The sequence below is a fragment of the Streptomyces sp. NPDC003034 genome (assembly GCF_053591375.1).
The window spans coordinates 1-21,857 of the sequence record NZ_JBSFTS010000046.1; the positions used below are offsets into that span (position 1 = coordinate 1).

Consider the following 21,857-nt stretch of genomic DNA (forward strand, 5'->3'; position numbering starts at 1 on the left):
TCGCCCGCACGGCCCATGCCCTGGGCGTCGGAGGAGGTGATGCCGATCGCGCCCATGCCGCCCTGGCCGGGGCGGATACGAAAAACCGGTGGGTGCCGAGGCCTTGCGGCCTCCGGCACCCACCGGTAAACGTTTCTGCTGGTCCAGGGCCCAGGAACTCAGGCGTCCTCGTGCGCCACGGCGCGACGCGCGTCCGCGTCCAGCACGCCCCAGCTGATGAGCTGCTCGGTCAGGACCGAAGGCGACAGGTCGTAGATGACGGCCAGGGTGCGCAGGTCGTCCTGGCGGATCGAGAGCACCTTGCCGTTGTAGTCGCCGCGCTGGCTCTGGATGGTCGCCGCGTAGCGCTGCAGGGGGCCGGCCTTCTCGGCCGGCACGCCCGCCAGGCGCTCCAGGTCGAGACGGAGCTTCGGCGGCGGCTCGGCCGCTCCGCCGGGCGTCGTACCCGGCAGCAGTTCCTGCACCGGAACCCCGTAGAAGTCCGCCAGCTCGGCAAGGCGCTGGACGGTCACGGCGCGGTCGCCGCGCTCGTAGGAACCGACCACGACGGCCTTCCACCGGCCCTGGGACTTCTCCTCGACACCATGGAGGGAAAGGCCCTGCTGGGTGCGGATGGCGCGGAGCTTGGCCCCGAGCTGTTTGGCGTATTCGCTGGACATAACGCTCCCGGACGCTGTGACGCTGTGACGACATGGATGACATGCGGCTCCGCCGCGCGCTGGTAACTCACTGTGAGGTTACGCAGCGTTACTTGGATGCGTCAAGCCGAATGGTCTTCCTCGTCCCCTCGTGAGCGGCCGCCGCGCCGCCCTGGGCAGCGGCCCGGCGCGGGAGGGTGCGCGACGGCCGGAATCACCCTGGTACCGTGAGAGGCGAACATCAGACGTCCTTTAAGGTCCGTCCCGTGAGGCGGAGAAGGAGGTCCTTTTCATGGACACTCAGAACGCCGCTCAGATCGATGAGCAGACCGATGCCATGCGCCCCGTACTCGAAGCGCAGGACATCGCGCGGGTACTGACCCGCATCGCCCACGAGATCGTCGAACGCGCCAAGGGCGCCGACGACGTGGTCCTCCTCGGCATCCCCACCCGCGGTGTCCACCTCTCCCGCCGGCTGGCCGCCAAGCTCGAAGAGATCACCGGTACGAAGATCCCGGTCGGCTCCCTCGACATCACCATGTACCGCGACGACCTGCGCATGAAGCCCGCCCGCGCGATCGGCCGCACCGAGATCCCCGGCGGCGACCTCGACGGCCGCCTCGTCGTCCTCGTGGACGACGTGCTCTTCTCCGGCCGCACCATCCGCGCCGCCCTCGACGCGCTCGGCGACCTCGGGCGCCCCCGCGCCGTCCAGCTGGCCGTCCTCGTCGACCGCGGCCACCGCGAACTCCCGATCCGCGCCGACTACGTGGGCAAGAACCTCCCCACCTCGCTGCGCGAGACCGTCAAGGTCCAGCTCCAGGAGGAGGACGGCCGCGACGCCGTGCTGCTCGGCCAGCGGACCACCCAGGCAGCCGGGCAGCAGTAGCGCGTCCGCGCGAGGGGGCCTCCCACGGGGGTCCCGCGCCGTGCCCTGCCCCGGTCCGTCCTGCCCGCCCGCGTCCCAGCGGGTCAGCCAGCCAGTCAGTCAGCCCGCCTGCCTGCCCTCCAGCCCTACGGAGCCATCCAGATGAAGCGCCACCTCATCTCGGCCGCCGATCTCACGCGCGACGACGCCGTCCTGATCCTCGACACCGCCGAGGAGATGGCCCGGGTCGCGGACCGGCCGATCAAGAAGCTGCCCACCCTGCGCGGCCTGACCGTCGTCAACCTCTTCTTCGAGGACTCGACCCGCACCCGGATCTCCTTCGAGGCGGCCGCCAAGCGGCTGTCCGCCGACGTCATCAACTTCTCCGCCAAGGGATCCTCGGTCTCCAAGGGCGAATCCCTCAAGGACACCGCCCTGACCCTGGAGGCCATGGGCGCGGACGCGGTCGTCATCCGCCACCACGCCTCCGGCGCCCCCTACCGGCTCGCCACCTCCGGCTGGATCGACTCCGCCGTCGTCAACGCCGGCGACGGCACCCACGAGCACCCCACCCAGGCCCTGCTGGACGCCTTCACCATGCGCCGGCGCCTGGTCGGCCGCGACGCCGGGCTCGGCAAGGACCTGAACGGCCGCCGCATCACCATCGTCGGCGACGTCCTGCACAGCCGGGTCGCCCGGTCCAACGTCCAGCTGCTGCACACCCTCGGCGCCGAGGTCACCGTCGTGGCCCCGCCCACGCTGGTCCCGATCGGCGTCGGGAGCTGGCCGTGCGAGGTCTCGTACAACCTGGACGAGGTGCTGCCGAAGTCAGACGCGGTGATGATGCTGAGGGTGCAGCGCGAACGCATGAACGCCGCCTTCTTCCCGACCGAACGGGAGTACTCCCGCCGGTACGGGCTCGACGGCGAGCGCATGGCGAAGATGCCCGAGCACGCCATCGTCATGCACCCCGGCCCGATGAACCGCGGCATGGAGATCACCGCCCAGGTCGCCGACTCGGAGCGCTGCACGGCCGTCGAACAGGTCGCCAACGGCGTCTCCACCCGGATGGCAGTCCTGTACCTGCTGCTCGGAGGCTCCGAGCCCGCCCTCACCACCACCCCCGCCGCCGCCCGTACCGAGGAGAGCAAGTAAATGAGCAAGATCCTGATCCGTGGCGCGAAGGTACTCGGCGGCGAGGCGCAGGACGTCCTGATCGACGGCGAGACCATCGCCCAGGTCGGTACCGGGCTGTCCGCCGACGGCGCCACCGTCATCGAGGCCGAGGGCCAGATCCTCCTCCCCGGCCTGGTCGACCTCCACACCCACCTGCGCGAGCCCGGCCGCGAGGACTCCGAGACCGTCCTGACCGGCACCCGCGCCGCCGCTTCCGGCGGATACACCGCCGTCTTCGCCATGGCCAACACCTTCCCGGTCGCCGACACCGCAGGCGTCGTGGAGCAGGTGTGGCGCCTGGGCAAGGAATCCGGCTACTGCGACGTGCAGCCCATCGGCGCCGTCACCGTCGGCCTGGAGGGCAAGCAGCTCTCCGAGCTGGGCGCCATGCACGACTCCGCCGCCCGCGTCACCGTCTTCTCCGACGACGGCAAGTGCGTGGACGACGCCGTGATCATGCGCCGCGCCCTGGAGTACGTGAAGGCCTTCGGCGGCGTCGTCGCCCAGCACGCCCAGGAGCCCCGCCTCACCGAGGGCGCCCAGATGAACGAGGGCGTCGTCTCCGCCGAGCTCGGCCTCGGCGGCTGGCCCGCCGTCGCCGAGGAGTCGATCATCGCCCGGGACGTCCTGCTCGCCGAGCACGTCGGCTCCCGCGTGCACATCTGCCACCTCTCCACCGCCGGCTCCGTCGAGATCGTCCGCTGGGCCAAGGCCCGCGGCATCGACGTCACCGCCGAGGTCACCCCGCACCACCTGCTCCTCACCGAGGAGCTCGTGCGCTCGTACAACGCGGTCTACAAGGTCAACCCGCCGCTGCGCACGGAAGCCGACGTCATGGCCCTGCGGGAGGCCCTCGCCGACGGCACCATCGACATCGTCGCCACCGACCACGCCCCGCACCCGCACGAGGACAAGGACTGCGAGTGGGCCGCCGCCGCCATGGGCATGGTGGGCCTGGAGACCGCGCTCTCCGTCGTCCAGCAGACGATGGTGGAGACCGGACTGCTCGACTGGGCGGGCGTCGCCGAGCGGATGTCCTTCGCCCCGGCGCGCATCGGCGGCCTCGCGAACCACGGCCGGCCCGTCTCGGCAGGTGAACCCGCGAACCTGACCTTGGTCGATACCTCGTACCGTGGTGTCGTGGACCCCGCGCACTTCGCTTCCCGCAGCCGCAACACGCCTTACGAGGGCCGTGAGCTGCCGGGCCGCGTCACTCACACCTTCCTGCGGGGCCGGGCAACGGTCGTGGACGGGACGCTGGCGTGACACCTGCAGTAATCCAACTGGCCGCCGAGGCCGCCGAGGACTCGATGCGACAGTCGGCGGAGGTGACGGAGGTCGGCGCGCGCATCGCGTGGGTGGCCGGTCTCCTCGTCTTCATCGCCTTCGTGTACTGGCTGATGCGCCAGGGCTGGAAATGGCGCGGCGCTCTGCAGAACGATCTGCCGGAGCTGCCCGCCACCCCCGACGGTCTGCCCGAGCACCGGCTGGCCCTGACCGGCCGCTACCACGGCTCCACCACCGCCGGGCAGTGGCTCGACCGGATCGTCGCCCACGGTCTGGGCCTGCGCAGCCGGGTGGAGCTCACGCTCACCGACGCGGGCCTCGACGTGGTCCGTCCGGGGGCCAACGACTTCTTCGTACCGGCCGCGCAGCTGCGCGGCGCCCGCCTCGACAAGGGAATCGCGGGCAAGGTACTCACCGAGGGCGGTCTGCTCGTCGTCACCTGGGCGCACGGCGGCACGCTGATCGACTCCGGATTCCGCTCCGACCGCGCGGCGGAACACGCCGCCTGGGTCGAAGCCCTCAACCTCATGAACTCATCCACCAAGACGGAAGGCGCCGCACGATGACGACCTCCACCAGGGGAGCAGCCAAAGCTCCCGCCGTACTCGTCCTGGAGGACGGTCGGATCTTCCGCGGCCGTGCCTACGGCGCTGTGGGGGAGACCTTCGGCGAGGCCGTGTTCTCCACCGGGATGACCGGCTACCAGGAGACCCTCACCGACCCGTCGTACCACCGGCAGGTCGTCGTGATGACCGCCCCGCACGTGGGCAACACCGGCGTGAACGACGAGGACCCCGAGTCCGCCCGCATCTGGGTGTCCGGCTACGTCGTACGCGACCCCGCGCGCGTCCCGTCCAACTGGCGTTCCCGGCGCTCGCTGGACGAGGAGCTGGTCGCGCAGGGCGTCGTCGGGATCTGCGGCGTCGACACCCGCGCCCTGACCCGCCACCTGCGCGAGCGCGGTGCCATGCGCGTCGGCATCTTCTCCGGCGCGGCCGTGATGGACGACGCCGTACTGCTGGCGAAGGTGCAGGAGGCCCCGCAGATGAAGGGCGCCAACCTCTCCGCGGAGGTCGCCACCAAGGAGGCGTACGTCGTCCCCGCGATCGGTGAGAAGAAGTTCACCGTCGCCGCCGTGGACCTCGGCATCAAGGGCATGACCCCGCACCGGATGGCCGAGCGCGGCATCGAGGTGCACGTGCTGCCCGCCACCGCCACCGTCGAGGACGTCTACGCCGTCCAGCCGGACGGTGTGTTCTTCTCCAACGGCCCCGGCGACCCGGCCACCGCCGACGGTCCCGTCGCCCTCATGCAGAGCGTCCTGGAGCGCAGGACGCCGCTCTTCGGCATCTGCTTCGGCAACCAGATCCTCGGCCGCGCCCTCGGCTTCGGCACCTACAAGCTGAAGTACGGCCACCGCGGCATCAACCAGCCGGTGCAGGACCGCAGCACCGGCAAGGTCGAGGTCACGGCGCACAACCACGGCTTCGCCGTCGACGCGCCCCTCGACAAGGTCTCCGAGACCGCCTACGGCCGCGCCGAGGTCTCCCACGTCTGCCTGAACGACCAGGTGGTCGAGGGCCTGCGGCTGCTCGACCGGCCGGCCTTCAGCGTCCAGTACCACCCCGAGGCGGCCGCCGGCCCGCACGACGCCGCGTACCTCTTCGACCGCTTCACGTCTTTGATGGAAACCGCCCAGATGGAGGCCGAGCGTGCCTAAGCGCACCGATATCCAGTCCGTCCTGGTCATCGGCTCCGGCCCGATCGTCATCGGCCAGGCCGCCGAGTTCGACTACTCCGGCACCCAGGCCTGCCGCGTGCTCAAGGCCGAGGGCCTGCGGGTGATCCTGGTCAACTCCAACCCGGCGACGATCATGACCGACCCGGAGATCGCCGACGCCACGTACGTCGAACCGATCACCCCCGAGTTCGTCGAGAAGATCATCGCCAAGGAGCGCCCCGACGCGCTGCTCCCGACCCTCGGCGGCCAGACCGCGCTGAACACCGCCATCTCCATGCACGAGCAGGGCGTGCTGGAGAAGTACGGTGTCGAGCTCATCGGAGCCAATGTCGAGGCCATCAACAAGGGCGAGGACCGCGACCTCTTCAAGGGCGTCGTCGAGGCCGTCAAGGCCAAGATCGGTTACGGCGAGTCCGCCCGCTCCGTCATCTGCCACTCGATGGACGACGTCATCCAGGGCGTCGACACCCTCGGCGGCTACCCCGTCGTCGTACGCCCCTCCTTCACCATGGGCGGCGCCGGCTCCGGCTTCGCCCACAACGAGGAGGAGCTGCGCCGCATCGCGGGCCAGGGCCTCACGCTCTCCCCGACCACCGAGGTGCTCCTGGAGGAGTCCATCCTCGGCTGGAAGGAGTACGAGCTGGAGCTGATGCGCGACACCAAGGACAACGTCGTCGTCGTCTGCTCCATCGAGAACTTCGACCCGATGGGCGTCCACACCGGTGACTCGATCACCGTCGCCCCGGCGATGACGCTCACCGACCGCGAGTACCAGCGGCTGCGCGACATCGGCATCGCGATCATCCGCGAGGTCGGCGTCGACACCGGCGGCTGCAACATCCAGTTCGCGATCGACCCGGTCGACGGCCGTGTCATCGTCATCGAGATGAACCCGCGCGTCTCGCGCTCCTCCGCGCTCGCGTCGAAGGCCACCGGCTTCCCGATCGCGAAGATCGCCGCCAAGCTGGCCATCGGCTACACGCTGGACGAGGTCCCCAACGACATCACCGAGAAGACCCCGGCCTCCTTCGAGCCGTCCCTCGACTACGTCGTCGTCAAGGCCCCGCGCTTCGCCTTCGAGAAGTTCCCGCTCGCCGACGCCACCCTCACCACCACCATGAAGTCGGTGGGTGAGGCCATGGCCATCGGCCGCAACTTCACCGAGGCGCTGCAGAAGGCCCTGCGCTCCCTGGAGAAGAAGGGCTCCCAGTTCACCTTCGTCGGTGAGCCGGGCGACAAGGACGAACTCCTCGCCACCGCCGTGCGCCCGACCGACGGCCGCATCAACACCGTCATGCAGGCCATCCGCGCCGGCGCCACCCAGGAAGAGGTCTTCGAGTCCACGAAGATCGACCCCTGGTTCGTGGACCAGCTCTTCCTGATCAAGGAGATCGCCGACGAGCTGGCCGCGGCCGACAAGCTCCACCCCGAGCTGCTCGCCGAGGCCAAGCGCCACGGCTTCTCCGACGTCCAGATCGCCGAGATCCGGGGCCTGCGCGAGGACGTCGTCCGCGAGGTCCGGCACGCCCTCGGCGTCCGCCCCGTCTACAAGACGGTCGACACCTGCGCCGCCGAGTTCGCCGCGAAGACCCCGTACTTCTACTCCTCGTACGACGAGGAGTCCGAGGTCGCCCCCCGCGAGAAGCCCGCCGTCATCATCCTGGGCTCCGGCCCGAACCGCATCGGCCAGGGCATCGAGTTCGACTACTCCTGCGTCCACGCCTCCTTCGCGCTCAGCGACGCCGGCTACGAGACCGTGATGGTCAACTGCAACCCCGAGACCGTCTCCACGGACTACGACACCTCCGACCGCCTGTACTTCGAGCCGCTGACGCTCGAAGACGTGCTGGAGGTCGTCCACGCCGAGACGCTCGCCGGCCCCATCGCCGGTGTCATCGTCCAGCTCGGCGGCCAGACCCCCCTCGGTCTCGCCCAGGCGCTCAAGGACAACGGCGTCCCGGTCGTGGGCACCTCGCCCGAGGCCATCCACGCCGCGGAGGACCGCGGCGCCTTCGGCCAGGTCCTCGCCGACGCCGGCCTGCCCGCGCCCAAGCACGGCACCGCCACCACCTTCCCGGGTGCGAAGACCATCGCCGACGAGATCGGCTACCCGGTCCTCGTCCGCCCGTCCTACGTGCTCGGCGGCCGCGGCATGGAGATCGTCTACGACGAGGCGCGGCTGGAGTCGTACATCGCCGAGTCCACCGAGATCTCGCCCACCCGCCCCGTGCTGGTCGACCGCTTCCTCGACGACGCGATCGAGATCGACGTCGACGCCCTGTACGACGGCACCGAGCTCTACCTCGGCGGCGTCATGGAGCACATCGAGGAAGCCGGCATCCACTCCGGTGACTCGGCCTGCGCCCTGCCCCCGATCACCCTCGGCGGCTACGACATCAAGCGCCTGCGCGCCTCCACCGAGGCCATCGCCAAGGGCGTCGGCGTCCGCGGCCTGATCAACATCCAGTTCGCGATGGCGGGTGACATCCTCTACGTCCTGGAGGCCAACCCGCGCGCCTCCCGTACCGTCCCCTTCACCTCGAAGGCGACCGCCGTACCCCTCGCGAAGGCCGCCGCGCGGATCTCGCTCGGCGCCACCATCGCCGAGCTGCGCGCCGAAGGCATGCTGCCGAAGACCGGCGACGGCGGCACCCTGCCGCTGGACGCGCCGATCTCCGTCAAGGAGGCCGTCATGCCGTGGTCGCGCTTCCGCGACATCCACGGCCGCGGCGTGGACACCGTCCTCGGCCCGGAGATGCGCTCGACCGGCGAGGTCATGGGCATCGACGTGGTCTTCGGCACCGCCTACGCCAAGTCCCAGGCCGGCGCCTACGGCCCGCTGCCCACCAAGGGCCGCGCCTTCATCTCCGTCGCCAACCGCGACAAGCGCTCGATGATCTTCCCGGCGCGCGAGCTCGTCGCCCACGGCTTCGAGCTGCTCGCCACCTCGGGCACGGCGGAGGTGCTGCGCCGCAACGGCATCAACGCCACCGTGGTGCGCAAGCTCAGCGAGGGCGAGGGCCCGGGCGGCGAGAAGACCATCGTCCAGCTGATCCACGACGGCCAGGTCGACCTGATCGTCAACACCCCGTACGGCACCGGCGGCCGCCTCGACGGCTACGAGATCCGCACGGCGGCCGTGGCGCGCGGCGTCCCGTGCCTCACCACGGTCCAGGCGCTCGCCGCGGCCGTGCAGGGCATCGACGCCCTCACCCACGGCGACGTGGGCGTGCGCTCGCTCCAGGAGCACGCCGAGCACCTGACCGCAGCCCGCGACTAGCAGCCCGTACAGGGGAGGGGGACACCGGTTTCACGACGGGTGTCCCCCTCTTCATGAGCGCACAAGGATCCTCACGACAGTGACGACGTACCGACTCTTCTTCGACCTGGTCTTCAAGCGGATGGACCCCGAGCGGGCCCACTACGCGGCCTTCCGCTGGATCCGCCTCGCGGCCCGCACGCCGGTGCTGCGCACCTTCATCGCGGCCTTCCTCGCCCCCCGTTACGAGGAACTGCGCACCGAGGCCCTCGGGCTGCGGATGCACGGCCCCTTCGGGCTCGCGGCGGGCTTCGACAAGAACGCCGTCGCCATCGACGGCATGGCGATGCTCGGCTTCGACCACGTCGAGATCGGCACGGTGACCGCCGAGCCCCAGCCGGGCAACCCGAAGAAGCGGCTGTTCCGGCTGGTGCCGGACCGGGCGCTGATCAACCGGATGGGCTTCAACAACGAGGGCTCGGCCGCCGTCGCCGAGCGGCTGGCGGCGCGGAAGCCGGTCTTCAAGACGGTCGTCGGCGTCAACATCGGCAAGACCAAGGCGGTGCCGGAGGAAGAGGCCGTCGCCGACTACGTGGCCTCCACGGAGCGCCTGGCCCGCCACGCGGACTACCTCGTGGTGAACGTCTCCTCGCCCAACACGCCGGGGCTGCGCAACCTCCAGGCCACGGAGTCGCTGCGGCCGCTCCTGACGGCCGTACGGGAGGCCGCTGACCGGGTGGTGACCGACCGCCGGGTCCCGCTGCTGGTCAAGATCGCGCCGGACCTGGCCGACGAGGACGTCGACGCGGTCGCCGACCTCGCGCTGGAACTGGGGCTGGACGGCATCATCGCGACGAACACCACCATCGCCCGCGAGGGGCTGGGCCTGAAGTCGCCGCCCTCCCTGGTGAAGGAGACCGGCGGCCTCTCGGGCGCTCCCGTCAAGGCACGCTCCCTGGAGGTGCTGCGCCGCCTGTACGCCCGTGTGGGGGACCGGCTGGTCCTCGTGGGGGTCGGGGGCATCGAGAACGCCGAGGACGCCTGGCAGCGCATCCTGGCCGGTGCCACGCTGATCCAGGGCTACAGCGCCTTCATCTACGAGGGCCCGCTGTACGCCCGCGCCCTCCACAAGGGCCTGGCCGCGCACCTTGCCGCCAGCCCGTACGCGACGCTCGCCGAAGCCGTGGGCGCCGAGACCCGAAAGGCCGCGCTGTGACCCCTGGGACCCCTGTGACCCCCTTCGGTACCCGCCTGCGCGAGGCGATGGACTCCCGAGGCCCGCTGTGCGTGGGCATCGACCCGCACGCCGCCCTGCTGGCGCAGTGGGGCCTGGGGGACGACATCGCCGGCCTGGAGCGGTTCTCCCGCACCGTGGTGGAGGCGCTGGCCGACCAGGTGGCGGTCTTCAAGCCGCAGGCCGCCTTCTTCGAGCGCTTCGGCTCCCGGGGCGTCGCGGTGCTGGAGCGCACGGTGGCTGACGCGCGGGCGGCGGGCACGCTCGTGCTCATGGACGCCAAGCGGGGCGACATCGGCTCCACGATGGCCGCGTACGCCTCCGCCTTCCTGGACCCGGCCTCGCCGCTGTTCTCGGACGCGCTGACCGTGTCCCCGTACCTGGGCTACGGATCGCTGCGCCCGGCCGTCGACCTGGCGCGGCGATCGGGAGCCGGCCTGTTCGTGCTCGCCCTGACCTCCAACCCGGAGGGGGCGGAGGTCCAGCGGGCGGTACGCGAGGACGGGCGCACGATCGGCGCGACGATGCTGGCGCACCTGGCGGCGGAGAACGCGGGCGCGGCGCCGATGGGATCCTTCGGCGCGGTCGTCGGCGCGACGCTGGGCGACCTGTCCTCCTTCGACCTGGACATCAACGGCCCGCTGCTCGCCCCGGGCATCGGCGCGCAGGGCGCGACCGCGGCAGACCTGCCGGGCGTGTTCGGCAAGGCCGTGCGCAACGTCGTGCCGAACGTGTCGCGGGGCGTACTCAAGCACGGCCCGGACGTGGCTGCCCTGCGGACGGCCGCGCGGGAGTTCGCGGACGGGATCCGCGAGGCCGTCTCCGCTTGACCGGCCGCGGTCCCGGCCGTGGTTCGGCCGCCTTCGGCGTCCGGCGGAGCGGAAAACGGCCCCGCCGGACCCGGCACCCCGCACGACCTGACGAAATTCGAACGTCCTCCACCGGACAAAACAGGGGTATTTTGTCCGTGATGTACGGTTCAGTAGAGGCTGACCAGGACTTTTCGTTCGTTCTCGCTGACTGGAGCGGCCATGGCCGCTAGTCTCCGAGCAGAGTGAACGAGCAGCGAACGAGTTCCACCGCTGTTCGGGAGCTCGCCTGGTGTGGTGCCTTCGAGCTCCCCACCGGTCCGTATCCGACAGTTCGACATCCGAGGTGACGTAGGCGTGGCTCTTCCGCCCCTTACCCCTGAACAGCGCGCAGCCGCGCTCGAAAAGGCCGCCGCGGCTCGCCGGGAGCGGGCCGAGGTGAAGAATCGACTCAAGCACTCCGGCGCCTCCCTCCAAGAGGTCATCAAGACGGGGCAGGAGAACGACGTCATCGGCAAGATGAAGGTCTCCGCCCTGTTGGAGTCCCTGCCCGGCGTGGGAAAGGTCCGCGCCAAGCAGATCATGGAGCGCCTCGGCATCTCCGAATCCCGGCGTGTCCGAGGTCTCGGTTCCAACCAGATCGCCTCTCTGGAGCGCGAGTTCGGCAGCACCGGCGCCTGAAGCGTCGACTGAAGTTCTCCCGGCGTTCTCAGGCAGTCCTGGGAACCTGGATAATCGCTTTATGGCAGCAGAGGTTCGTCCGCGGCTGACCGTGCTCTCCGGCCCTTCGGGCGTCGGCAAGAGCACGGTCGTCGCGCATATGCGCAAGGTCCACCCCGAGGTCTGGCTCTCGGTGTCGGCCACCACCCGCAAGCCGCGGCCCGGTGAGCGACACGGAGTCCAGTACTTCTTCGTCAACGACGACGAGTTCGACAAGCTGATCGCCAACGGCGAGCTGCTGGAGTGGGCCGAGTTCGCGGGCAACCGCTACGGCACACCGCGCGGCGCGGTGCTGGAGCACCTGGACAAGGGCGTGCCGGTACTGCTGGAGATCGACCTCCAGGGCGCACGACTCGTCCGCGAGTCCATGCCCGAAGCCCAGCTGGTCTTCCTGGCCCCGCCGAGCTGGGACGAGCTGGTCCGCCGGCTCACCGGCCGGGGTACCGAATCGGCGGAGGTCATCGCGCGCCGGCTGGAAACCGCCAAGATCGAACTCGCTGCCGAATCCGAGTTCGACACCACCCTTGTCAATACCTCCGTCGAGGACGTGGCCCGTGAGCTGCTAGCCTTGATGGAAGTTGTCTGATCGTTGATCGATTTTTCATTCGATCAATGCTTGATCTTTCACCCATCTTCGGAAGGTAGAGCGTGTCCTCTTCCATCACTGCGCCCGAGGGCATCATCAACCCGCCGATCGACGAGCTGCTCGAGGCTACGGACTCGAAGTACAGCCTCGTGATCTACGCGGCCAAGCGCGCGCGTCAGATCAACGCGTACTACTCGCAGCTCGGTGAGGGCCTGCTTGAGTACGTCGGCCCGCTGGTGGACACCCACGTCCACGAGAAGCCGCTTTCGATCGCGCTGCGCGAGATCAACGCGGGTCTGCTGACCTCCGAGGCCATCGAGGCCCCGGCTCAGTAAGGCACGAGATTCCTTTCACCACAGGCCCGGCAGAACATCTGCCGGGCCTGTGGTGTGTCATGGGTGGTACGACGATCAGAAGCCGAAGGCGTCCGGTGTGCCGGGCGTGTCGAAGGGGAGTGTGCGGTGGCCAAGCCGAAGGTCGTGCTGGGAGTCAGCGGCGGGATCGCCGCCTACAAGGCGTGTGAGCTGCTGCGCCGGCTGACCGAGTCCGGGCACGAGGTGCGCGTGGTGCCCACGGCGGCGTCCCTGAACTTCGTCGGCGAGGCCACCTGGGCCGCGCTGTCCGGCAACGAGGCCTCCACCGAGGTCTGGGAGAGCGTCCACGAGGTGCCGCACGTACGCATCGGGCAGGCGGCCGATCTCGTCGTCGTCGCACCGGCGACCGCCGACATGCTGGCCAAGGCGGCCCACGGGCTGGCCGACGACCTGCTCACGAACACCCTCCTCACCGCGCGCTGTCCGGTGGTCTTCGCCCCCGCCATGCACACCGAGATGTGGGAGCACCCCGCCACCCAGGAGAACGTCGCCACGCTGCGGCGGCGCGGAGCCGTCGTCATCGAGCCCGCCGTCGGGCGGCTGACGGGCAAGGACACCGGCAAGGGCCGGCTGCCCGACCCCGAGGAGATCTTCGAGGTGTGCCGGCGGGTGCTGGCCCGTGGCGTGACCGAGCCCGACCTCGTCGGACGCCACGTGGTGATCAGCGCGGGTGGTACCCGGGAGCCGCTGGACCCGGTCCGCTTCCTCGGCAACCGCTCCTCCGGCAAGCAGGGCTACGCGCTGGCCCGCACGGCCGTCGCCCGCGGCGCCCGGGTCACCCTCGTGGCGGCCAATACCGCGCTGGCCGATCCGGCCGGGGTGGAGGTCGTACGCGTCGGGACGGCCGTACAACTGCGCGAGGCGGTGCTCAAGGCGGCCGCGGACGCCGACGCCGTGGTGATGGCCGCGGCCGTGGCCGACTTCCGTCCCGCCGAGTACGCGGGCGGGAAGATCAAGAAGAAGGACGGGCAGGAGCCCGCGCCGGTGGCGCTCGTCCGCAATCCTGACATTCTCGCGGAGATCTCCGCCGACCGGGCGCGGGACGGGCAGGTCGTGGTCGGTTTCGCCGCCGAGACCGACGACGTGCTGGCCAACGGGCGCGCCAAACTCCTGCGCAAGGGATGCGACCTCCTTGTCGTCAATGAGGTCGGGGAATCCAAGACTTTCGGTTCGGAGGAGAACGAGGCGGTCATCCTCGGTTCCAATGGATCCGAATCCCAGATCCCCTACGGTCCGAAGGAAGCGCTGGCGGACGTCATCTGGGATCACGTCGCGCCGCTTCTCGCGCTCCGACGCGCCTGAGCGCAAGCCTTCTCCTCGGCAAATCCGTGCGCCAGAATGACGTGCCGCAGGTCACATGGCTCCCATAGGGCGAGACGGGTGGTCCGGCAAACGGTGGCGACCGATAAACTGCACTCGGAACGTGACCGGGCGCAGCCCCCGGTGTGGTTCCGCCAAGTGATCAGCCAGCAGCCGCTGCAACCCCAGGGAGCGATGTGTCCCGCCGCCTGTTTACCTCGGAGTCCGTGACCGAGGGCCACCCCGACAAGATCGCTGACCAGATCAGCGACACGATCCTCGACGCCTTGCTGCGGGAGGACCCGACCTCGCGTGTGGCCGTGGAGACCCTCATCACCACCGGTCTCGTGCACATCGCGGGCGAGGTGACGACGAAGGCGTACGCCCCGATCGCGCAGCTCGTCCGCGACAAGATCCTGGAGATCGGTTACGACTCCTCGAAGAAGGGCTTCGACGGCGCTTCCTGTGGTGTGTCGGTGTCGATCGGTGCGCAGTCCCCGGACATCGCGCAGGGTGTCGACACGGCGTACGAGCAGCGTGTCGAGGGTGACGAGGACGAGCTCGACCAGCAGGGCGCGGGCGACCAGGGCCTGATGTTCGGTTACGCCTGCGACGAGACGCCCGAACTGATGCCGCTGCCGATCCACGTGGCGCACCGGCTTTCGCGCCGGCTGTCGGAGGTCCGCAAGAACGGGACCATCCCCTACCTGCGCCCGGACGGCAAGACGCAGGTCACCATCGAGTACGACGGTGACAAGGCCGTGCGCCTGGACACCGTCGTCGTGTCCTCGCAGCACGCCTCGGACATCGACCTGGACTCGCTGCTCGCTCCCGACATCCGCGAGTTCGTCGTCGAGCACGTGCTGGCCCAGCTCGTCGAGGACGGCATCAAGCTGGACACCGAGGGCTACCGGCTGCTGGTGAATCCGACCGGGCGTTTCGAGATCGGCGGCCCGATGGGCGACGCCGGCCTGACCGGCCGCAAGATCATCATCGACACGTACGGTGGCATGGCCCGCCACGGCGGCGGCGCGTTCTCCGGCAAGGACCCGTCCAAGGTGGACCGCTCCGCCGCCTACGCGATGCGCTGGGTCGCGAAGAACGTGGTCGCGGCCGGGCTGGCCTCGCGCTGCGAGGTCCAGGTGGCGTACGCGATCGGCAAGGCGGAGCCGGTCGGCCTGTTCGTGGAGACCTTCGGCACCGCCAAGGTCGAGGTCGAGAAGATCGAGGACGCCATCGGCCAGGTCTTCGACCTGCGCCCGGCCGCCATCATCCGCGACCTGGACCTGCTGCGCCCGATCTACGCCCAGACCGCCGCCTACGGCCACTTCGGCCGCGAGCTGCCGGACTTCACCTGGGAGCGCACCGACCGCGTCGACGCCCTGCGCGCCGCCGCCGGTCTGTGAGCACACGGCAGAACGCCGTAGTCGCAAGAACGAAGAACGCCTGAGGGAAGGGCCCGGACCGGGAACGGACGCTGTCGCACAGCGGCCGGAAACGGTACGGGCCCTTCCGTCTGTGCTCGCACCCGCTCACCGCCGGCGTTGTCGGTGCCGTTTGTAAGAATGCCGGTGTGAGCAGCACGAACGATTCCCAGGAAGGGTCCCCGCACGGGCCCGGCGAATGGTCCGGGGAGCGGTCCGGGGACGGCGGTCCCGGCGGGCCGCCGCAGCAGCTCGCTCTGATGCGGGACATGGTCGCCGAGGCCAAGGCCAAGGCGCCCAAGGCGAAACCGCGCACCTGGCGGGGCGCCGCACTCGCCCGGGACCTGCCCGTCGCCCAGATCCTCGTCAACAAGGGCGTCCTCCACCTCGACCAGCTGTGGGACTACGCCGTCCCCGAGGAACTGTCCGAGTCCGCTCAGCCCGGCGTCCGCGTCCGGGTCCGCTTCGGCGCCGGCTCCCACCAGGTGCACGGCGGCCGCCGCGAGGGCGGCGGCCTCATCGACGGCTTCATCGTGGAGCGCCGAGCCGACTCCGACTACAACGGAGCCCTGGCCGCCCTCGCCCACGTCGTCTCCCCCGAAGTGGTGCTCAGCCCCGGCATGCTGGCCCTCGCCCGGGCCGTCGCCGACCGGTATGCCGGCAGTCTGGCCGACGTACTCCAGCTCGCCCTGCCCCCGCGCAACGCCCGCGCCGAGGCCAAGCCCTCACCGGAACCGCTGCCCCCGCCCGCCGCGCCCGAGCCCGGCGGCTGGGAGCGGTACGGAGCCGGGCCCGCCTTCCTGCGCGCCCTTGCCACCGGCGGGGCCCCCCGCGCGGTGTGGACCGCCCTGCCCGGCCCGGGCTGGGCCGACGAGCTCGCCCGGGCCATCGCCGCCACCCTCGCCTCGGGCCGGGGCGCCCTCGCCGTGCTGCCCGACGGACGCACGGCCGCCCGCGTGGACACGGCGCTCACCGCCCTGCTCGGCCAGGGACGGCACGCCCTGCTGACCGCCGAATCCGGGCCCGAGAAGCGGTACCGGCAGTGGCTCGCCGTCCACCGGGGCTCGGTGCGGGCCGTCATCGGGACCCGCGCCGCGATGTTCGCGCCCGTACGGGACCTCGGGCTGGTCGCCGTCTGGGACGACGGGGACTCCAGCCACAGCGAGGACCGCGCGCCCTTCCCGCACGTCCGGGAGGTACTGGAGCTGCGCGCGGTCAGCGAAGGCTGCGGCTTCCTCGCCGGGAGCACCAGCTGCACCGTGGAGGCCGCCCAGCTGGTCGAGTCGGGCTGGGCCCGGCCCCTGGTCGCCAGCCGCGAGACGGTGCGCGCCAGCGCCCCGCGGATCCGGACGGTGGGCGACGAACTGCTGGCCCGGGACGGGGCGGCGCGGACCGCCCGGCTGCCGACCCTGGCGTGGGAGACCGTACGGGAGGGGCTGAAGACCGGGCCCGTCCTGGTACAGGTGCCGCGGCGGGGCTATGTGCCCCGGCTGGCGTGCGAGCGGTGCCGTACGCCCGCCCGCTGCACGGTCTGCGCGGGGCCGCTGGAGGCCCCCGACGAGCGGGACCTGGAGTGCGGATGGTGCGGGCGCGGCGAACAGTCCTGGCACTGCGAGGAGTGCGGTTCCTTCCGGCTGCGGGCCCGGGTCGTCGGCGCCCGGCGGACGGCCGAGGAGCTCGGCCGGGCCTTCCCGGCCGTGCCCGTCCGGACCTCGGGGCGCGACCACATCCTGGACGAGGTGCCCGACCGCCCCGCGCTGGTGGTGTGCACGCCGGGGGCCGAACCGGTCGCGGCGGGCGAAGGCTATGCGGCGGCGCTGCTGCTGGACGGCTGGGCGATGCTGTCCCGGCCGGACCTGCGGGCGGGCGAGGAGGCGCTGCGCCGGTGGCTGGCGGCCGCCTCGCTGGTACGGGGCGAGGGGCAGGTCGTCGTGGTCGCCGAGCCGACGCTGCGGCCCGTCCAGGCGCTGGTGCGGTGGGATCCGGTCGGCCACGCGGTCCGCGAGCTCGCGGAGCGGGCGCAGCTCGGTTTCCCCCCGGTGTCCCGGATGGCGGCGGTGGCCGGGCGGGGCGAGGCGGTGGAAGCCTTCCTGGCCGCTGCCGCGCTGCCGCCGGACGCGGAGGTCCTGGGCCCCGTGCCGCTTCCGGGGCGGCGCGGGGAGCCGTCGCCGGGGGAGCGGGCGCTCGTCCGGGTCCCGCCGGGCAGCGGTTCGGCTCTCGCCGCCGCCCTGAAGGCGGCGCAGGCCGCCCGCCTGGCGCGGGGCGGGCCGGCGTCGGACGCGGTCCGGGTCCGCATCGACCCCCTGGACATCGGCTGACAGAGCCCCAGTGGCCCCAGCGGCTGGAGCGGCCGCACCGGGCGGGGCAGTACGGCGGCGGCACATCGGCCCACCGGGCGGGGGCAGTCGGGGCCGGGGCGGAGCCGGAGGAGATACGGGCGGGCTGGGCCGGGGCGGCCGCGGGCGGGACGGGCCGGCCGGGGCGCCGGGGGCTTGGTTCATCCCGCCGGCCCGGGACCGGCGGGGCGGTCGGCCGGTGATAGCGGCGCGCGAAAACCCCCGGCGGGACGACCGCTCGGGTCGCCCGCCGGGGGCGGGGTTCAGGCACGGAGGCTCGGAGGTCGGCCGTCGGGGGTCGGCGTCCCGGCGGTTGGGAGCAGGGAGCGGTCAGCCGTTGCGGGGCCCGGGGAAGGCCGCCTGGCGGGATGCGCCCGCCGCGGCCTGGGTTTCCTCGCGCACGAGCTGCGGCGGCACCGAGCGCGCCGCCGGGACCGTGGAGAGCGGCGCCAGGGTCCGGGTGGTCGCCCCCTCGGCCAGCGGCTCCGCGGACTCGGCGCTCTGCGCGCGGCGGGCACCGTAGCGGCGGTGCACGGCCTGCTTGGTGACACCGAGCGCCGAGCCGACCGCGTCCCACGAGAAGCCGAGCGAGCGGTCGAAGTCGACCGCTGCCGTGACCAGCGTCTCGACGCTGTCCCGCAACTCCTGCGCGAGGCGGACGGTGGGCGCGGGCGCCCGGCCGTAGACGACGAAGCCCGTGGAGGGACCCGAGCGGCGCGGGCGGTACACATTGCCGAGCTGGGCGGTGAGCGTGCGCAGGGCATCCACCTGCCGCCTGACCCGCTCGATGTCCCGCACCAGGAGGTGCAGGCTGGCCCGGGCTTGGGCGTCGTGGGTGGCGTGGTCGGCCATGAAGAAGCCTCTCGAACCGGTGCTGAAGGGCGGATCGGGCCGCAGACACCGTTCAAACGCGGCCCGTTTTGGTCAATCTCTCTTGACCAACGCGTCACCCGGCGCCCAGGTCACGCTGTGGGGGCGTGTCGGCATATGCGAGGGGCGCGTCCCTGTCCGTACGCCCCCTAGGGGCCGTACGCCGTGCCCCCGGCCCCGTCGCCGAAGCGGCCCCCCGCGGCGACACACCCCTACGTTCTGTCGGGGCGGTCTTCGTGGATCAGGCCGCGTTGTCTGGTGCGGTGCATCGCAAGGCGAGGGGCGCAGCTCGTACGTGGCCGTACTCGCGCGCTCCGACAACGCAGGGAGGCGCCGTGCCAGGCAGCGCGGGCCCGCGGAGATCGCCCGGACAGGGCCTGGGCGGGGGCATGGCGGCCGGCCGGCCGCGCGGAGCCCGGCAGCGCACCGGCCCGTTCTCGTCGCCGGGACGCCCCCTGAGGCACCCGCCCCATAGACTGGTGTGCTGCTGACAGCCGAAATAGCGAGGTAGGACCCCAGTGAAGCTCGTCTTCGCAGGCACCCCCGAGGTCGCCGTGCCCGCCCTGGACGCCCTGATCGCCTCCGGGCGGCACGAGGTCGCGGCCGTCGTCACCCGGCCCGACGCACCGGCCGGCCGCGGCCGGCGGCTCGTCGCCAGCCCGGTCGCCGAGCGCGCCGAGGAGGCCGGCATCGAGGTCCTCAAGCCCGCCCGGCCGCGTGACCCCGACTTCCAGGCCCGGCTGCGGGAGATCGCCCCGGACTGCTGTCCCGTCGTCGCTTACGGCGCGCTGCTTCCCCAGAGCGCCCTGGAGATCCCCAAGCGCGGATGGGTCAACCTGCACTTCTCGCTGCTGCCCGCATGGCGCGGCGCGGCGCCCGTCCAGCACTCGATCATGGCCGGGGACCAGGTCACCGGTGCGTCCACCTTCCTGATCGAGGAGGGCCTGGACTCCGGTCCGGTGTACGGAATCCTCACCGAGGAGATCCGGCCGACCGACACCAGCGGCGACCTGCTCACCCGGCTCGCCTTCGCCGGCGCCGGACTGCTCACCGCCACGATGGACGGCATCGAGGACGGCACCCTGCGCGCCGTCGAGCAGCCCGCCGACGGCGTCTCGCTCGCGCCGAAGATCACGGTGGAGGACGCCCGGATCGACTGGACCGCCCCGGCGATGCGTGTCGACCGCGTGGTGCGCGGCTGCACGCCGGCGCCGGGCGCGTGGACCGTCTTCCGGGGAGAGCGGCTCAAGCTGGTCTCGGTGGGCATGGTGCCCGACCGCACCGACCTGGCGCCCGGCGTGCTGGCACCGGCCAAGAACAACGTCTACGCGGGCACCGGCTCGCACGCCGTGGAGCTGCTCTGGGTGCAGCCGCAGGGCAAGAAGCCGATGCGCGGCGCCGACTGGGCGCGCGGGGTGCGGATCGCTCCCGGCGAGCGGCTCGGCGGGGCCGACGTAGGCTGATTCCAGGCAGCCGCGCCCCCGCCGTACGCACCATCCCCCTCACCCGGAGCGCGTACCTTCCGTACCGCACGCGCGGTACGCGCGGTACGCACGCCTCCCGTACGACTCCTAGCAGTCGTCGTCACAGCATTCGTCAGTACGCCAGTACGTCTCGTAACCCCGGAGCACCTTTCACGTGAGCGAACAGACCGGTCGCCGACCCGCCGCCGCCCCAGGCACGGCCGGCAAGGCCGCCAAGCAGGCCAAGCCGCACCGCCGGCCCAAGAAGGACCCCGTGCGGATGCTCGCCTTTCAGGTGCTGCGGGCGGTGGCCGAGCGGGACGCGTACGCGAACCTCGTACTGCCCCCGCTGCTGCGCAAGGCCCGCCAGGACGAGGCCTTCCAGGCCCGGGACGCGGCGCTGGCCACCGAGCTGGTCTACGGGACGCTGCGCCGCCAGGGCACCTACGACGCCGTCATCAAGGCCTGCATCGACCGGCCGCTGCGCGAGGTCGACCCGCCGGTGCTGGACGTGCTCTCCCTCGGCGCGCACCAGCTCCTCGGCACCCGGATCCCGACGCACGCGGCGGTGTCCGCGAGCGTGGAGCTGGCCCGCGTGGTGCTCGGGGACGGGCGAGCGAAGTTCGTGAACGCCGTCCTGCGCAAGATCGCCGCGCACGATCTGGAGGGCTGGCTGGAGCGGGTCGCGCCGCCGTACGAGGACGACGCCGAGGAGCACCTCGCGGTGTACCACTCGCACCCGCGCTGGGTCGTCAGCGCCCTGTGGGACGCGCTGGGCGGCGGCCGCGCCGGGATCGAGGACCTGCTGGAGGCCGACAACGAGCGGCCCGAGGTGACCCTCGTCGCGCGGCCCGGGCGGTCCACGCCGCAGGAGCTGCTGGAGGCGGTGGGCGAGGACTCGGCGCTGCCCGGCCGCTGGTCCCCGTACGCGGTGCGGATGGCCGAGGGCGGTGAACCGGGCGCGCTGGAGGCGGTGCGCGACGGGCGCGCCGGGGTCCAGGACGAGGGCAGCCAGCTGGTGGCGCTGGCCCTGGCGGCGGTGCCGGTCGAAGGCCGCGACACCCGCTGGCTGGACGGCTGCGCCGGACCGGGCGGCAAGGCGGCGCTGCTCGCGGCCCTGGCCGCCGGGCGCGGGGCGTTCCTGCTGGCCTCCGAGAAGCAGCCGCACCGGGCGCGGCTCGTGGAGCGCGCGCTCGCGGGCAACCCCGGCCCGTACCAGGTCATCGCGGCCGACGGCACCCGGCCGCCCTGGCTGCCGGGCTCCTTCGACCGCGTCCTGGTGGACGTCCCGTGCACCGGCCTCGGCGCGCTCCGCCGCCGCCCGGAGGCCCGCTGGCGCCGCCGCCCGGAGGACCTGGAGGGCTTCGCCCCGCTCCAGCGCGGGCTCCTGCGGGAGGCGCTGTCGGCCGTGCGGGTGGGCGGGGTCGTGGGCTACGCGACCTGCTCGCCGCACCTGGCGGAGACGCGGGTGGTCGTGGACGACGTCCTGAAGGGACGCGGCGCGGGCGCGACGCCGGTGGCGGCGGAACTGATCGACGCCCGGCCGTACATGTCGGGCGTCCCCGCCCTGGGCGACGGCCCGGACGTCCAGCTCTGGCCGCACCTGCACGGCACGGACGCGATGTACCTGGCACTGCTGAGGCGCACGGCGTAAATGCCCCGGCCCGCCGCACCCCGGCACGGGGTCCTGAGGCGGGAGCGGTCCGCGCGGGTGCGCCGGCCCCGCGCGGGGCCGGCGCACCCGCGCGGACCGCTCCCGCCTCAGGACCCCGT

18 protein-coding genes are annotated in these 21,857 nt (G+C 72.0%); 16 read left to right on the plus strand and 2 right to left on the minus strand.

Going from position 1 to position 21,857, the window contains the following annotated elements:
* Nucleotides 1-158: 158 nt before the first annotated feature.
* Nucleotides 159-659, minus strand: coding sequence for a transcriptional regulator BldD (bldD, locus tag ACWDX7_RS27840; protein ID WP_451490593.1), 501 nt, complete (start codon nucleotides 657-659; stop codon nucleotides 159-161).
* A gap of 271 nt (nucleotides 660-930) precedes the next feature.
* Here bldD and pyrR point away from each other — a divergent pair, with 271 nt between their 5' ends.
* The 14 genes from pyrR to ACWDX7_RS27910 all read left to right on the plus strand — a co-directional run bounded on the left by pyrR (nucleotide 931) and on the right by ACWDX7_RS27910 (nucleotide 17,733).
* Nucleotides 931-1,527, plus strand: coding sequence for a bifunctional pyr operon transcriptional regulator/uracil phosphoribosyltransferase PyrR (pyrR, locus tag ACWDX7_RS27845; protein WP_451490592.1), 597 nt, complete (start codon nucleotides 931-933; stop codon nucleotides 1,525-1,527).
* Nucleotides 1,528-1,668: 141 nt separating this feature from the next.
* Complete coding sequence (locus ACWDX7_RS27850; RefSeq protein WP_451490591.1) at nucleotides 1,669-2,661, plus strand: aspartate carbamoyltransferase catalytic subunit; 993 nt, start codon at nucleotides 1,669-1,671, stop codon at nucleotides 2,659-2,661.
* Nucleotides 2,662-3,948, plus strand: a complete 1,287-nt coding sequence (locus ACWDX7_RS27855; protein ID WP_451490590.1) for a dihydroorotase — start codon at nucleotides 2,662-2,664, stop codon at nucleotides 3,946-3,948.
* Nucleotides 3,945-4,535 (plus strand): PH-like domain-containing protein, encoded by a 591-nt coding sequence (locus tag ACWDX7_RS27860; RefSeq protein ID WP_451490589.1) that lies wholly within the window; start codon nucleotides 3,945-3,947, stop codon nucleotides 4,533-4,535. The genes ACWDX7_RS27855 and ACWDX7_RS27860 overlap by 4 nt, the downstream gene beginning before the upstream one ends.
* Complete coding sequence (gene carA / locus ACWDX7_RS27865; protein WP_451490588.1) at nucleotides 4,532-5,689, plus strand: glutamine-hydrolyzing carbamoyl-phosphate synthase small subunit; 1,158 nt, start codon at nucleotides 4,532-4,534, stop codon at nucleotides 5,687-5,689. The genes ACWDX7_RS27860 and carA overlap by 4 nt, the downstream gene beginning before the upstream one ends.
* Nucleotides 5,682-8,990, plus strand: a complete 3,309-nt coding sequence (carB, locus tag ACWDX7_RS27870; RefSeq protein WP_451490587.1) for a carbamoyl-phosphate synthase large subunit — start codon at nucleotides 5,682-5,684, stop codon at nucleotides 8,988-8,990. The genes carA and carB overlap by 8 nt, the downstream gene beginning before the upstream one ends.
* Nucleotides 8,991-9,069: 79 nt before the next feature.
* Nucleotides 9,070-10,185: a quinone-dependent dihydroorotate dehydrogenase gene (locus ACWDX7_RS27875; protein ID WP_451490586.1), complete on the plus strand. Its 1,116-nt coding sequence runs from the start codon at nucleotides 9,070-9,072 to the stop codon at nucleotides 10,183-10,185.
* A 14-nt stretch (nucleotides 10,186-10,199) separates the two neighbouring features.
* A complete protein-coding gene (gene pyrF / locus ACWDX7_RS27880; protein WP_451490585.1) occupies nucleotides 10,200-11,033 on the plus strand; it encodes an orotidine-5'-phosphate decarboxylase in 834 nt (277 codons plus the stop codon).
* Between the two features lie 336 nt (nucleotides 11,034-11,369).
* Nucleotides 11,370-11,693 carry an integration host factor gene (locus tag ACWDX7_RS27885; protein WP_030008746.1) on the plus strand — a complete coding sequence of 108 codons (324 nt, stop codon included), beginning with the start codon at nucleotides 11,370-11,372 and terminating at the stop codon, nucleotides 11,691-11,693.
* A gap of 61 nt (nucleotides 11,694-11,754) precedes the next feature.
* Nucleotides 11,755-12,318: a guanylate kinase gene (gene gmk, locus ACWDX7_RS27890; protein ID WP_451490584.1), complete on the plus strand. Its 564-nt coding sequence runs from the start codon at nucleotides 11,755-11,757 to the stop codon at nucleotides 12,316-12,318.
* Nucleotides 12,319-12,380: 62 nt separating this feature from the next.
* Complete coding sequence (rpoZ, locus tag ACWDX7_RS27895; RefSeq protein WP_004948662.1) at nucleotides 12,381-12,653, plus strand: DNA-directed RNA polymerase subunit omega; 273 nt, start codon at nucleotides 12,381-12,383, stop codon at nucleotides 12,651-12,653.
* Between the two features lie 126 nt (nucleotides 12,654-12,779).
* A complete protein-coding gene (gene coaBC, locus ACWDX7_RS27900) occupies nucleotides 12,780-13,994 on the plus strand; it encodes a bifunctional phosphopantothenoylcysteine decarboxylase/phosphopantothenate--cysteine ligase CoaBC (RefSeq protein ID WP_451490583.1) in 1,215 nt (404 codons plus the stop codon).
* A gap of 194 nt (nucleotides 13,995-14,188) precedes the next feature.
* Nucleotides 14,189-15,397 (plus strand): methionine adenosyltransferase, encoded by a 1,209-nt coding sequence (gene metK / locus ACWDX7_RS27905; protein ID WP_451490582.1) that lies wholly within the window; start codon nucleotides 14,189-14,191, stop codon nucleotides 15,395-15,397.
* Nucleotides 15,398-15,564: 167 nt separating this feature from the next.
* Nucleotides 15,565-17,733: a primosomal protein N' gene (locus tag ACWDX7_RS27910; protein WP_451490581.1), complete on the plus strand. Its 2,169-nt coding sequence runs from the start codon at nucleotides 15,565-15,567 to the stop codon at nucleotides 17,731-17,733.
* Between the two features lie 348 nt (nucleotides 17,734-18,081).
* Here ACWDX7_RS27910 and ACWDX7_RS27915 read toward each other — a convergent pair whose 3' ends face one another.
* A complete protein-coding gene (locus ACWDX7_RS27915; RefSeq protein ID WP_451490580.1) occupies nucleotides 18,082-18,603 on the minus strand; it encodes a hypothetical protein in 522 nt (173 codons plus the stop codon).
* Nucleotides 18,604-19,139: 536 nt separating this feature from the next.
* On the opposite strand from ACWDX7_RS27915, the gene fmt reads away from it, so the two are divergent.
* Both fmt and ACWDX7_RS27925 read left to right on the plus strand, forming a co-directional pair.
* The gene (gene fmt, locus ACWDX7_RS27920; RefSeq protein WP_451490579.1) at nucleotides 19,140-20,084 is read left to right on the plus strand and encodes a methionyl-tRNA formyltransferase; all 945 of its coding nucleotides are present in this window, start codon (nucleotides 19,140-19,142) and stop codon (nucleotides 20,082-20,084) included.
* A gap of 175 nt (nucleotides 20,085-20,259) precedes the next feature.
* A complete protein-coding gene (locus tag ACWDX7_RS27925; RefSeq protein ID WP_451490578.1) occupies nucleotides 20,260-21,738 on the plus strand; it encodes an RsmB/NOP family class I SAM-dependent RNA methyltransferase in 1,479 nt (492 codons plus the stop codon).
* Nucleotides 21,739-21,857 lie beyond the last annotated feature (119 nt).